Raw genomic sequence first — 12,650 nt, forward strand, 5'->3', positions numbered from 1 at the left:
GCGTTGGCCGCGGCCGTATACGCCCAACCCGGATCCGGGGTCCGGTTCGACTGGGGTCTGGCGGGCGCGGCCGAACTCGGTCGCGTCTGCGCGGCCCTGGTGGTGGTGGACGTGCTGTCGTTCACCACCACCGTCGAGGTGGCGGTGGGACGCGGGATGCGGGTGCACCCGTTTCCTTGGGGCGAGCAGGCCGCCGCCTACGCGCGCCGGATCGGCGCGGTCGCCGCGACCGGCCGCAGGCAGGTCACCCACGAACACCCGTGGTCGCTGTCCCCGGCCGCGCTGAGCCGGGCCCCGGTGGTACGTGACCTGGTGCTGCCGTCGCCGAACGGGTCGGCCATCAGCGCCGCCGCCAGCGCCACCGGGTTACCGGTGGTCGCGGCCAACCTGCGCAACGCCCGCGCCGTCGGGCGTTGGCTGACCAACCAGGGGTACGGCTCGACTGCCGCGCCGATCGGCGTGGTGGCCGCCGGCGAACGGTGGCCGGACGGATCACTGCGTCCGTCGGTGGAGGATCAGCTCGGTGCGGCGAGCGTGCTCGACGCGCTCTCCGGGGCACCGGGCGGGCTCTCGGTGGAGGCGGCCATGACGCTGGCCGCGCTGGCCAGCACTCCGGACGTGCCGGCGGCGGTCCGTGGCTGCGTCTCCGGTCGTGAACTGACCGAGGGCGGCTTCGCCGAGGACGTCGAAATCGCCGTACGCCTCGCCAGCTCCACCGTAGTCCCGCTGCTCCGCCAGGGCGTCTTCTCCACCGCAGCCTGACCGCAGCTCGTCGGCGGACCATGGCACGGCCGATGCCGCCCTACACCCGTGGAGATCGCCCTAGTCGTCCAGCCAGTCCAGGCGACGGCCGCCGCGGTCCTGCGGGGCGCCGTCGGGGCGACCGCGGCCGGCCTGCGCCGGGTCGCCGTGACCGCCACCCTGGCTACCGCCGTAGCCGCCGCCCTGACCACCGCCGTAGCCGCCGCCCTGACCACCGTCGTAGCCGCCGGCTTGACCGCCGCCGTAGCTGCCGCCCTGGCCGCCTCCGTAGCCGCCGGCCTGGCCGCCTCCGTAGCCACCCTGGTCGTAGGCGTTGTCGTAGCCGCCGCTCTGGCGGGGAGGTTCCTGACCGCCGTAACCGCCGTCCGGACCGCCGCCGTAGCCGCCCTGGCCGTAGCCGCCGCTCGGCGGTGAGTCCTGGCCGTAGCCGCCATTGGCCTGACCGCCGCCGTAACCGCCCTGGTCGTAGCCGCCGTCGTACCTGGTGTTGTCGTAGCCGCCGCGCTGGTGCCCGGATTCCTGACCGTAGCCACCGGTCGACTGGTCGTAGCCGCCGTTGGGTTCCGCGCCGTACCCGCCGGAGGGTGCCGCACCGTAGCCGCGGGTGGAGTCGCCCTGCGCGTATCCGCCGCCCGGCTCACCCTGCCCGTAGCCGCGCGTCGAGTCGCCCTGGCCGTAACCGCTCCCGGCCTCGCCACCCCGTCCGTAACCGCCGGGCTCGGACTGGCCGTAGCCCTGTCCGGCCTCCGGCTGGTACACCCCGGTCGCGTACGGATCGGCGGGAGCCGGGTACGTGGTTTCCTCGCCGTTGTAGCGGCCGGTCGGCTCGTCGTACCGCTCGCCGTAGCCGCGGCTGCCGTAGCCACCACCGGACGACGGGGCGTTGCCGTAGCCGCCGCCAGAGGACGGGGCGTTGCCGTAGCCGCCGCCAGAGGACGGGGCGTTGCCGTAGCCGCCGCCGGACGAGGGGGCGTTGCCGTAGCCGGGAGTGCCGTAACCACCCGGCTCGTCGCCGTAACCGCCGCCGGACCAGCCACCCGGGCCGCTCGCCGCACCGTACGGCTGCGGCGGTGCGCCGTAGGGGTCCGGCGGGACGTCGTCCACGACCGGCTGGTGCATCATCGTCGGCGCGTTGGCCAGACCGGGGCCGCCGACCATGGTCGGGTCCGGTGCGCCGCCGACCCGGTTCACCACCCGGGTCTGGTCGTCGGCGCTGGCGAACGAGCCACGGGCCGCCGGGACCGCACCGGCCGGGGCACCGGCAGGAGCGTCGCCCTCGGGCTCGGCGTCCTCGTTCTCCTTGCGCTTCATCCAGAGCAACACGATCGTGCCGACACCGACGGCCACGAAGAGGCCGCCCAGCAGGATCAGCAGCCAGTTGCCGAAGCCACCGGAGTCCTCGTTGGAGGCCGGGGCCTGGGCAGCGGCGCTTTCGCCGGGCGTCTCCTCCTCCTCGCCGAGTTCGTCTTCGAACGGGTCCTCGGTCGGCAACGCCGATTCGCTGGCCGAGGGGGTGGCGCTCGGGCTGGCCGAGGCCGCGATCGGCAGGGTGATCCGGCGACCGGTGATGCTCTGCCCGGCGTTGGCGGTAAAGCTCGTCACGGCGTTCTGGTTGTTGGCGCTCGCGCCGATGTCGATCCGCCCGGGAGCGATCGGGTTGTCGGTGCTGCCGGTGAACCGGAAGTTGCCGTCCCCGTTGGTGTTGGTCTCGCGCTGCTTGCCGGCGCTGTCCTTGAGCAGGACCAACGCGCCCGACACCGCCTCGCCACCCTGGTTGACGACCTTGCCGGAGATCGACCGCACCGTCTGCGGCGCCTGCGTCGTCGGCGGCGGCGCATTGGGGCCCCGCACCGTCATGTCGCGCTCGTCGCTGCCCTGGTCGCCGCCAGCACGGGCGGACACGCGCACCCGTCCGGACCGTTCCTGTCCGGCCGGCACGTCACCCGCGACCAGGTTGACGGTGATCGAGACGTCTTCCCCCGCTCCGATCACCCGAGCCGGGATGTTGCACTCACCCTGGCAGCTCAGACCGTTGAAGGTGCCGACGGAGATGCTGAACGGGGTGGGGGCCTCGTTGTTGTTCTTGACGGTGAACGTCATCGACGTTTGCTGCCCGGTCTGGAGGGAACCATTGGGCAGGTTCGTGATCTGCACGTCCGGGTTGGCGGCCAAGGCGGGTGTGGCTGGGACGGCGAGCAGGGCGCCGATCATCAGCGCCACGACCACACCGGCCCGTTTGTGCCAGGCTCGTCGGTGTGTTGACACGTCCACCGCCTTCCGGACTGACCTCCCCTGACCGGCGGGTGCCGGGCGGGGGAACATCACGGTACGAATACGCCGTCGGCAACTATGCCTTGTCGGGGCGGATCGGCGCGACCCAGGGCCAGCGTGACGCTCGGCGCCGTCACGCCGTATCGTCCCGTCGTGTCCTCTCCGTACATTAAGTCCGCCCCGGTAGCGGCGGCGCTGTCGGCGCTCGATGAGGGGCACGCGCCCGAACGGTCGGTGCTCCGCGAGGCGGTCAGGGCCTTGTTGACCCTCCTCGCGGACCGCGCCCCCGGCCGATCGGTGGAGGTGCGTGTCCCACCTTACGGTGCAGTTCAGTGTGTTCCCGGGCCACGACACACCCGCGGTACTCCGCCCAACACGGTGGAGATGGATTCGGAAACCTGGCTCAGGTTGGCCACGGGGCGACTCGACTGGACACGGGCGGTCACTGAGGGTCGTGTAAAGGCGAGTGGGGCTCGCGCTGACCTCTCTCCGTATCTGCCGCTCGAACTGGGGTGACAGGTGAGGCTGGATGACACAAAGCGGTACCACTGTGACTGTATGTGGCGACATGGATTCGCGTACACTGTCAGGCGACGACAGTGTGGTCCCGGCCGAGGAGTGCGGAACAGCCCCCCGTGGTTCCGTCAGGCCAGTCCAGACCAGCAAGAGGGAGCGGCAGGTGCCCCGAGGCGACGGCCGGCTGAGCCACGACCTTGATCCCCAGCGACCCGGCCCCCAGGACGCATGTGGTGTCTTCGGTGTCTGGGCCCCCGGGGAGGAGATCGCCAACCTGACCTACTTCGGGCTGTACGCGTTGCAGCACCGGGGTCAGGAGGCGGCCGGAATAGCGGTCAGCGACGGCTCCGGCGTGGTGGTCTACAAGGATCTCGGCCTGGTGGCCCAGGTCTTCGACGAGCCGACCCTGGCCAGCCTGCGCGGACACCTCGCGATCGGGCACACCCGGTATTCGACGACGGGTGGTTCGACCTGGGAGAACGCTCAGCCGACCATCCGGGCCACCAGCGCTGGCACCACCATCGCGCTGGCACACAACGGCAACCTGGTCAACACCGCCGAGCTTCAACGGGAAGCGGTCGAGCAGGGGCAGAGCGCGGACGGTTCGACCAACGACACCTCGCTGGTCACCATGTTGCTGGCCAGCCGACCGGATCTCTCCGTGGAGGCCGCCGCGCTGGAGGTCCTGCCGCGCCTGCGCGGCGCATTCAGCTTCGTCTTCATGGACGAGTCCACTCTCTACGCCGCCCGCGACCCGCACGGGGTGCGCCCGCTGGTGCTCGGCCGACTGGAGCGCGGCTGGGTGGTGGCCAGCGAGACGGCCGCGCTGGACATCGTCGGTGCCAGCGTGGTCCGCGAGGTCGAGCCCGGTGAGCTGCTCGCGATCGACGCCGATGGGCTGCGCTCCACCCGGTTCGCCGCACCCGAGCCCAAGGGCTGCCTCTTCGAGTACGTGTACATCGCCCGTCCGGACGCCACCATCGCCGGGCGCAACGTGCACGCCGCCCGGATGCAGATCGGTCGCCAGCTGGCCAAGGAGCATCCGGTCGAGGCCGATCTGGTCATCGGGGTGCCCGAGTCGGGCATCCCGGCCGCGATCGGTTACGCCGAGGAGTCGGGCATCACCTACGGTGCCGGCCTGATGAAGAACCCGTACGTCGGGCGCACCTTCATCCAGCCGTCGCAGACGCTGCGTCAGCTCGGCGTCCGGCTCAAGCTCAACCCGCTGCGGGAGAACGTGCGGGGCAAGCGCCTGGTCGTGGTCGACGACACCATCGTCCGGGGCAACACCCAGCGGGCGATCGTACGCATGCTGCGCGAGGCTGGTGCGGTGGAGGTGCACGTACGCATCTCGGCACCGCCGGTCGCCTGGCCGTGCTTCTACGGCATCGACTTTCCCACCCGGGCGGAGCTGCTCGCCAACGGTCTCGACAATGACGACATCCGGCGCTCCATCGGTGCGGACACGCTGGGGTACGTCTCGCTGCCGGGCCTGATCGCCGCGACCGAGCAGCCGAAGACCCGGCTGTGTCGGGCCTGCTTCGACGGGGAGTACCCGATCGAGCTGCCCGTCGGCAACATGATCGGCAAGCACGTGCTCGAAGGGATCGGCCGTCGGGTCGCCAACACAGCGACCGACGACGTCGAGCCCACCGAGCAGCTCGTTCCGCCACTCGTCGCCACTCCGGGCGGCGACGGCAGTTTCGGCGACCTGAAACCGTCGGCGACCACACACCGCCCGTAGCACCACCCGGCCGCGGCGTCGGTCACCGTCGAACGCCACAGCCGAGAACCACAAAGGGGAGAACCGTGACGCACGTGTCCGAGCGCAGCGGCGCAGGAAGCAGCCCGAGCGGCGCTGGCGGGGACCGTCAGCCCTGGACGGCCGGTTCCGGCCGCCCGGCGCGCAAACGCGCGGTCTCGTACGCGGACGCCGGCGTGTCCATCGAGGCGGGTGATCGTGCCGTGGAGCTGCTCAAGTCCAAGGTGAAGCAGACCCGTCGGCCGGAGGTGATGGGCGACCTCGGTGGCTTCGCCGGCCTGTTCCGGCTGGACACCACGAAGTACAAACACCCGATCCTGGCCTCCTCCACCGACGGCGTCGGCACCAAGCTGGTGATCGCGCAGCAGATGGACATCCACGACACCGTCGGCATCGACCTGGTCGCGATGGTCGTCGACGATTTGGTCGCGTGCGGGGCGGAGCCGCTGTTCCTGCTGGACTACATCGCCACCGGCGAGGTCGTGCCGGACAAGGTCGCCGAGATCGGCGCCGGCATCGCCGACGGCTGCCGGTACGCGGGCTGCGCGTTGTTGGGCGGGGAGACCGCCGAGCACCCGGGTGTGCTGCGCCCCGACGAGTACGACATCTCCGCCACCGGTGTCGGTGTGGTGGAGGAGAGCGAGATCCTCAGCTCCGAGCGGGTCGAGGTGGGCGACGTGGTGATCGCCATGCGCTCGTCGGGTCTGCACTCGAACGGGTACTCGCTGGTCCGGCACGTGCTGCTCGGTGCCGGCCGGATGCGGCTGGACGTGGTGATCGACGACTTCGGTCGCCAGCGCACCCTCGGCGAGGAACTGCTCACCCCCACCAAGATCTACGCGCAGGACTGCCTCAAGCTGATCGCGGAGGCGGACGTGCGGGCCCTGGCCCACGTCACCGGCGGTGGCATCCCCGGCAACCTGGTGCGGATTCTGCCGGAGCACGTGGACGCCGTGGTCAACCGGTCGACGTGGAAGCCGCAGCCGGTCTTCGACCTGATCCAGTCCAAGGGCCGGATCGAGGACCCGGAGATGGAGGCGACCTTCAACATGGGCGTCGGCATGTTCGCGATCGTGTCGGCGGAGGACGCGGACCGCGCGCTGGCCACGCTGACCGGACGTGGCGTCGACGCGTGGCAGGTCGGCGAGATCATCGAGGGCACCGGCACGGTGCAGATGGTCGGTCAGCACACCCGAGGATGATCACCCTGCGCTGATCGTCCGACCACCTGATCAGGGCTTCACCCGAGTGGCCGTCGCGGCCTAGCCTGAAGGGCACCCTCGAAAGCTGTGGGGCGCGCCCGTGCCGGGTCGCGCCCGGCAGCCCAAGACCGTTACGGAGGAGGGCGATGGCTGCGCGGGGACGGTCATTGGGTGGGATGCGGGGCCTGGCCACCGTCCCGTCGTACGTCGTCATGCAGCCCACCACGCTCTGCAACCTGGACTGCGCCTACTGCTATCTGCCGTTCCGGGCGGCGGACCGGCGGATGCCGGTCGCGGTGGCCGAGGCGGTGGCCGCCTCGGTGAACCGGTGGGCGTCCGTCGACCGGTTCTCGGTCGTCTGGCACGGTGGCGAGCCGCTGGCCGCCGGCCGGGAGCGGCTGGCCGCGCTGATGGCGCCCTTCGGGCCCGAGGTGGAGCACCATGTCCAGACCAACGCCACCCTGATCGATGACGCCTGGTGCGAGTTCTTCGCCACCCACCGGATGCGGGTCAGTGTGAGCGTGGACGGGCCCCGGGAACGCAACGGCGAGCGGGTGACCCGGGCGGGCCGGCCGGCGTACGACCGGATAGTCGGCGGGGTGGCCACGTTGCGCCGGCACGGGGTGCCGTTCTCGGCGCTCGCGGTGGTCAACGACCCGTCTCCCGGCCGGGCCACCGAGCTGTACGACTTCTTCCTCGACCTCGGTTGCGAGGTGCTCGGCGTGAACATCGAGGAGACCGAGGGAGTCAACACCCGGAACAACGCCCACGAGGCTCCCGCCGTGACCGGGTTCTGGGCCGAGCTGGTCTCGGCCTGGCGACGCGACCCACGGATCCACCTGCGGGAGGTGGAGTGGTCGTTGCGGTACGCCGCAGCGGTGCTGGACGGCACGGCTGACGACCTGCTGCCCAGCCGGCTCGACCCGATACCGACCGTGGCGTACGACGGCTCGGTCGTGGTGCTCTCGCCGGAACTGGCCGGCTTCACCGACCCTCGTTACGGCGATTTCTCCAGCGGAAACGTGCTCACCACCGCGTTGCACACCATCCTGGCCGACGCGGAGCGCACGCCCTGGGTCGGCGAGTTCGTCGATGGGGTGGAGGCGTGTCGCTCCTCCTGTCCGTACTTCGGCTTCTGTGGCGGAGGCCACGCGGCCAACCGCTACTTCGAGCTGGGCCGTTTTGACGTTACGGAGACCGAGCACTGCCGCAACAGCAAGATCCGCCTACTGGAGGGAGTGTTGGAGCATGCCCGAGACCACCAGTCACCGGGAGCCTGAGACCGTGACGGAAGACGGCCCCGACCGGGTCGCCGACCGGGTGCGGGAGGCCGCTAACGGGCTCAACGCCCTGCTCCACGAGGCCGAGATCGCGCGCCAGCTACGGGCGGAGGTGGCGGGTGGCGACGGGGCCAGCGCGGTCTGCGCCTGGAACCACTTCGAGAACATCCCGACGTTCTACAACTGGAACAACCGCCCCCGCTGAGCCGATCGGAGTGGAGGGCCCGCCACGTCACTGGAGCATCGTCCGCCCGTGGTGGGCCCTCGACTCGTCGGTGCTGCACACCGCCGCGTAGCGGGCACATACGTGAGCACGCGGGGAGTTACCGCGTGCTCAGATGTGACCGGGGGTCAGCGGGTCGGACGAACCCAGGTGTCCGGGTCGTCGTCGGCATGGTCCTCGTCATCGTCGACGTACTCTTTGTAGTCGTCGTCGAAGTTGCGGTCCGACTTGCCGCTGCCGCCGAGTTCTCGCTGCAAGGCGGCGAGGTCGGTGTTCGGGGAGTGGTACTTCAGCTCCCGGGCCACCTTTGTCTGCTTGGCCTTAGCACGGCCGCGCCCCATGGCTCGACCCCCTCGCACAGAATGCGGGGCAGCCCGAAGGCGGGCCCCGATGACGTCAGGCATCTCTCGTGGCTCTTACGGTACATGGGGATGCCACCGTTCGGCACCTCGGGTTACCGCTGACCGCGACCGCGCGTTGCGGCCGTGTGGTCGGCACCCATCCTACCCGGTAAGGAGCGATGCCGGGAACGGTCGTGACATAGGGCAAATCTCCACGAACGCGTCGTATCTTCAGCTTAGCCGGGCCCGCCGGCCGAGGGCGGACCACCGGCCCGCCCTCGGCGCGTCGTCAGCGCAGGTGAATCGCGCGCAGCCGACCGATCTCGGCCATCCGGCGCTCGGCCAGCCGGTCCGCCGCGACGGCCGGCGGAACGCCGTCGGTGTCGGCGAGGCGGAGGATCTCCCGCGTGGTGTCGTAGATCCGGGTGGCGCGCAGCTTGGCCCGCTCGAAGTCGAAGCCCTCGATCTCGTCCGCGACCTGGATCACACCGCCGGCGTTCACCACGTAGTCGGGCGCGTAGAGGATGCCCCGCTCGGCGAGCAGCTTCTCCACGCCGGAGTGGGCGAGTTGGTTGTTGGCCGCTCCCGCGACCACCTTGGCCCGCAGTGTCGCCACGGTGTCGTCGTCCAACGCGCCACCGAGGGCGCACGGGGCGTACACGTCGATGTCGGCGGCGACCAGTGCGGAGACGTCGTCGACCAGGGAGACCTGGGGGTGGGTGGTGCGCGCCCAGTCCAGCGCCCGCGGGTTGACGTCGGTGGCGACCACCTCGGCCCCGTCCTCCAGCAGGTGACCGACGAGGTACTTGCCGACCTTGCCCAGCCCGGCGACGCCGACCCGCCGGCCGTGCAGCGTCGGCACGCCCCAGACGTGCTCGGCAGCCGCCCGCATGCCCTGGAACACGCCCCACGCGGTGAGGATCGAGGAGTCGCCCGCCCCGCCGTGCTCGACGCTGCGGCCGGTGACGTACCGGGTCTCGCGGGCGATCACGTCCATGTCCGGCACGTAGGTGCCGACGTCGCAGGCGGTGTAGTACCGGCCACCCAACGACTCCACGAAGCGGCCGTAGGCACGCAGCAGCGCCTCACTCTTGATCTGCTCGGGGTCGCCCCAGATGACCGCCTTGCCACCGCCCAGGTCCAGGCCGGCGAGGGCGTTCTTGTACGCCATGCCGCGGGAGAGGTCGAGCACGTCGGCGAGCGCGGCCTCTTCGCTGTCGTACGGATAGAACCGGGTGCCGCCGAGAGCGGGACCCAGCGCGGTGGAGTAGATGCCGATGATCGCCTTCAGGCCGGTCTGCTTGTCCTGGCAGAACACGACCTGCTCGTGACCCGTGGACCCCGGGTCGTCCGTGGTGGCGAATACGCCCATGACTGGCTCCTGTGTCGGCGGGCGCCCTTGTGAGGCGCGGACCTGGTCAACGCCGGCGGGGATGCTGCCGGTGCTGCGAGCCTAGTATCGGCACGCGCCGCGCCGCTCTCCCCAGTAGCGGCCGTCCCGTCCTGCGGGCGGTCCCGTCCGGCCCGCCGTCGTCACGAACACGGACCGGTTGCCGGCCTTGCCCGGGTTGGCGCCGCGCCGCGCCGCGTCACCCGGTGACGCCGAGCAACGCTCGGCTTGCCGTTCGTGGGAGGATCGCGCCGTGCCGTCGCTCTTCGCTTCATACCTGCGCGTGTACGAGCCGCTGACCGCCTTCGACCGGGATCGTCAGTCCTACTGGCGTCGCTATGTCGAGCAGGGGCGGGCGGTGGCTCCGGTGGAGGGACCGGGCCGGCAGCGGACCTCGGTGATCGAGGCGCTCGGCGCCGGTTGGACGCGGCTGCCCGACCTGCCGGACGAGGCGTACGTGCTGGAGACCGACGAGACCCTGCTGGTGTGCCCGTGGAACCTGCGGATCCGGGTCGCTGAGGCGGCGTTGAGCGCGCGGGACGGCGTGCCGCCGGTGCTGGCCGACGCCTTCGTGCCGCCGGTGCTGGCGGGGCAGGCCAAGGCGGTGGTGGAGGACTGGCGCAGCGGCGCCCGGGTGCTGGAGCACGGCGTCCCCCGGGTGCACGAGCAGATCGCCACCTGGGGCGTGCCACTGCGCTGGTTCGTGCTCTTCGAGGCGCAGGAGCGCAACCACGTGACCGTCCCCGGCCGGCGCTCACTGCGCTTCCGGACGGAGATCTCCAAGGCCCGCCGTCGGTCGTCCCGGGCGCTCGCGGTGCTCCGCAAGTCGGTCGGCGACGCGCCGATCACCGAGGCGGTCGAGGAGGCCGCCCGCTGGCTGGAGGAGTTCCACCCGCGTTCCGTGGTGGAACTGGACTACGGCGGGCTGGTCGAGCTGCTCTCGGACGAGACGCTGGCCGAGGACGACTCGCCGGAGTTGGTCGCGGCCGGGCTGGCCGGGCTCGCCCAGGGCGAGGCGGAGGAGGCGTCGGCGGCGTACGACAAGCTGGTCGCCCGCTGGCGCGCGGTGCAACTCCTGGAGCGCTGCAATTAGGGGCTTGATGTCCCAATTTCATGGCAAAACACGAGGCTCCTTCGTAGTTGACGCATCACGAACCGTGATCATGAGTCCGAATAAGGTACTTTCTGTGGTGTAAAAGTCGTATAAATCGGGCATGGTTCATCCGTCCGTCTAAGGACGTTCGGCCGTTCGGCCCATGTCGGACATCGGGGACTAGCCGGACCATGGGAGACGCGTCGGCCGGCGGGACCCCGGCCGATGTCTATACATGTGGAGGAGTGACCGATGGCATCGCGAACGCACGAACCAGAGCCGCTACTCACACCGGCCGAGGTGGCGTCGATGTTCCGTGTCGACCCGAAGACCGTGACCCGTTGGGCGAAGGCTGGCAAGCTCAGTGCCATCCGGACCCTCGGCGGCCACCGTCGCTACCGCGAGTCCGAGGTCAGGGCACTGCTGCAGGGGCAGATCCCGCAGCAGCGCCAGGGGGACTGACCCACGCGGTCGGATAGCAAGCTTCACGAAGGGCGGCGGACGCGTTCCGCCGCCCTTCGGCGTGCCGGGCCCGCGAGATCCGGGACGCCGGCCAGCGCCGTCAGTCGGTCAGCTCCACCCGGATCCCCACCGTGCCGCCCTCGCCCCGGCGCAGCCGGCTACCGAGCAGGGTCAACCGGCCGATCACCCGGTACTTCTGCTTGATCAGGCTACGGATGCGGTTGGTCGCCCCGGGGTCGTAGAGGCTCGCCCGGGCCGGCACCGCCTCGCCGTGTGGCCGGCCGCGTACGTCGCAGGGCGCGACCGTGACGTCTCCGCTGCGGCGGATCCGCTTCACCTTGCCGGCGTCGGCCGCCGACCAGACCGCCAGGGCGTCGCCGTCGCGGACCGCCCAGACCGGAGTCGGCACCGCGCGACCGTCCTTGCGGAAGGTCGTCAGGAGGATGTACTTCTCCGCTGAGAGGCGGTCCAACATGGTCACGCCGACAGGATACGGGCGCGGCGGCCGGCTGAGCGGCCGGATAGCGTGAAGCACGTGACGGGCGAGCCACGGATCGGTGACGTCTTCGGGGAACTGCTGCGCGACGCGCTGGCCGTGGCCACCGGGATCGGCCCGCGGCCGCTGGCCGGTGGGCGTCTGCCCCGCCCCGTCATCGAGATCATCGAGCGGGACGACGGGCTGGTCAACGGCGCACCCGCCGCGCACTATCTCGACGGACCCCAGGACTGGCAGCCGCACGACCACCGGGCGGTCGAGCGGGTGCGCGGGACGACGCTGGACGTCGGTGTCGGCGGCGGGCGGATCGCGCTGCTGCTCCAGGAGCGCGGGGTACCGGTCACCGGGCTGGACACCTCACCCGGCGCGTTGCAGGTGTGCCGCCGTCGGGGCGTACGCGAGCTGGTGCACGGCACGGTCGACGAGCACGCCGCGAGCGGGCGGCGGTACGACACCTTCCTGCTGCTCGGCAACAACCTGGGCCTGATCGAGGGGCGGGAGCGGGCACCGGCCTTCCTGGCCGCGCTGGCCGCACTGGCCCGCCCCGGGGCGCAGGTGATCGCGCACGGCACCGACCCGTACGGCACCCGCGATCCGGTGCACACCACCTACCACGAGCTGAACCGGCGACGGGGCCGCCTCGGCGGGCAGTTGCGGCTGCGACTGCGCTACCGCGAGCTGGGTACGCCGTGGTTCGACTATCTGGTCTGCTCGCCGGAGGAACTCGCCGCGCTGGTGCACGGCTCCGCGTGGCGGTTGGTCGACGTCGACGACCGGGACGCCCCGTACTATCTGGCCACCCTGCGGCTGGCCGGCGGCTGAGCCGGCGACGTCGAGGAGCGGACGACGACG

Annotated in this window: 13 protein-coding genes; 9 read left to right on the forward strand and 4 right to left on the reverse strand. The window is 71.1% G+C overall.

All coding sequences use genetic code 11. From position 1 onward, the window contains the following. Positions 1-3: 3 nt before the first annotated feature. Positions 4-762, forward strand: coding sequence for a 2-phosphosulfolactate phosphatase (locus SM447_RS05000; protein WP_474571527.1), 759 nt, complete (start codon positions 4-6; stop codon positions 760-762). A 60-nt stretch (positions 763-822) separates the two neighbouring features. Here the strand turns inward: SM447_RS05000 and SM447_RS05005 are convergent, their stop codons facing one another. Continuing rightward, positions 823-3,027, reverse strand: a complete 2,205-nt coding sequence (locus SM447_RS05005; RefSeq protein WP_474571528.1) for a carboxypeptidase regulatory-like domain-containing protein — start codon at positions 3,025-3,027, stop codon at positions 823-825. Positions 3,028-3,186: 159 nt separating this feature from the next. On the opposite strand from SM447_RS05005, the gene SM447_RS05010 reads away from it, so the two are divergent. From SM447_RS05010 to amcA, 5 genes are all read left to right on the forward strand, one after another. Then, positions 3,187-3,549 (forward strand): sterol carrier family protein, encoded by a 363-nt coding sequence (locus tag SM447_RS05010; protein ID WP_474571529.1) that lies wholly within the window; start codon positions 3,187-3,189, stop codon positions 3,547-3,549. 163 nt (positions 3,550-3,712) lie between these two features. Continuing rightward, positions 3,713-5,293 (forward strand): amidophosphoribosyltransferase, encoded by a 1,581-nt coding sequence (purF, locus tag SM447_RS05015; protein ID WP_474571530.1) that lies wholly within the window; start codon positions 3,713-3,715, stop codon positions 5,291-5,293. 65 nt (positions 5,294-5,358) lie between these two features. After that, a complete protein-coding gene (gene purM / locus SM447_RS05020; RefSeq protein ID WP_474571531.1) occupies positions 5,359-6,513 on the forward strand; it encodes a phosphoribosylformylglycinamidine cyclo-ligase in 1,155 nt (384 codons plus the stop codon). A 176-nt stretch (positions 6,514-6,689) separates the two neighbouring features. Then, positions 6,690-7,793: a cyclophane-forming radical SAM peptide maturase AmcB gene (gene amcB / locus SM447_RS05025; RefSeq protein WP_474571891.1), complete on the forward strand. Its 1,104-nt coding sequence runs from the start codon at positions 6,690-6,692 to the stop codon at positions 7,791-7,793. Continuing rightward, complete coding sequence (gene amcA, locus SM447_RS05030; RefSeq protein WP_474571532.1) at positions 7,762-7,998, forward strand: multiple cyclophane-containing RiPP AmcA; 237 nt, start codon at positions 7,762-7,764, stop codon at positions 7,996-7,998. The genes amcB and amcA overlap by 32 nt, the downstream gene beginning before the upstream one ends. Before the next feature lie 146 nt (positions 7,999-8,144). Here amcA and SM447_RS05035 read toward each other — a convergent pair whose 3' ends face one another. Together SM447_RS05035 and SM447_RS05040 are read right to left on the reverse strand one after the other, a co-directional pair. Further along, positions 8,145-8,357: a DUF3073 domain-containing protein gene (locus SM447_RS05035; protein WP_474571533.1), complete on the reverse strand. Its 213-nt coding sequence runs from the start codon at positions 8,355-8,357 to the stop codon at positions 8,145-8,147. A 289-nt stretch (positions 8,358-8,646) separates the two neighbouring features. After that, the gene (locus SM447_RS05040; protein ID WP_474571534.1) at positions 8,647-9,729 is read right to left on the reverse strand and encodes a Glu/Leu/Phe/Val family dehydrogenase; all 1,083 of its coding nucleotides are present in this window, start codon (positions 9,727-9,729) and stop codon (positions 8,647-8,649) included. A 271-nt stretch (positions 9,730-10,000) separates the two neighbouring features. Between SM447_RS05040 and SM447_RS05045 the strand changes: the two genes are divergently transcribed. Beyond that, the gene (locus SM447_RS05045) at positions 10,001-10,840 is read left to right on the forward strand and encodes a DUF8083 family protein (protein WP_474571535.1); all 840 of its coding nucleotides are present in this window, start codon (positions 10,001-10,003) and stop codon (positions 10,838-10,840) included. Between the two features lie 252 nt (positions 10,841-11,092). Beyond that, positions 11,093-11,302, forward strand: coding sequence for a BldC family transcriptional regulator (locus tag SM447_RS05050; protein ID WP_007073996.1), 210 nt, complete (start codon positions 11,093-11,095; stop codon positions 11,300-11,302). A gap of 100 nt (positions 11,303-11,402) precedes the next feature. Here the strand turns inward: SM447_RS05050 and SM447_RS05055 are convergent, their stop codons facing one another. After that, a complete protein-coding gene (locus SM447_RS05055) occupies positions 11,403-11,783 on the reverse strand; it encodes a PPOX class F420-dependent oxidoreductase (RefSeq protein WP_474571536.1) in 381 nt (126 codons plus the stop codon). Between the two features lie 54 nt (positions 11,784-11,837). Here SM447_RS05055 and SM447_RS05060 point away from each other — a divergent pair, with 54 nt between their 5' ends. Beyond that, a complete protein-coding gene (locus tag SM447_RS05060; RefSeq protein ID WP_474571537.1) occupies positions 11,838-12,620 on the forward strand; it encodes a class I SAM-dependent methyltransferase in 783 nt (260 codons plus the stop codon). Positions 12,621-12,650: the final 30 nt, after the last annotated feature.

This window comes from Micromonospora aridisoli (genome assembly GCF_056150025.1).

Excerpts from the sequence above, each read along its gene's own strand:
- amcB (WP_474571891.1), top strand. The coding sequence starts at position 6,690 with ATGCGGGGCCTGGCCACCGTCCCGTCGTACGTCGTCATGCAGCCCACC.
- amcA (WP_474571532.1), top strand. The coding sequence starts at position 7,762 with ATGCCCGAGACCACCAGTCACCGGGAGCCTGAGACCGTGACGGAAGAC.
- SM447_RS05035 (WP_474571533.1), bottom strand. The coding sequence starts at position 8,357 with ATGGGGCGCGGCCGTGCTAAGGCCAAGCAGACAAAGGTGGCCCGGGAG.
- SM447_RS05040 (WP_474571534.1), bottom strand. The coding sequence starts at position 9,729 with ATGGGCGTATTCGCCACCACGGACGACCCGGGGTCCACGGGTCACGAG.
- SM447_RS05050 (WP_007073996.1), top strand. The coding sequence starts at position 11,093 with ATGGCATCGCGAACGCACGAACCAGAGCCGCTACTCACACCGGCCGAG.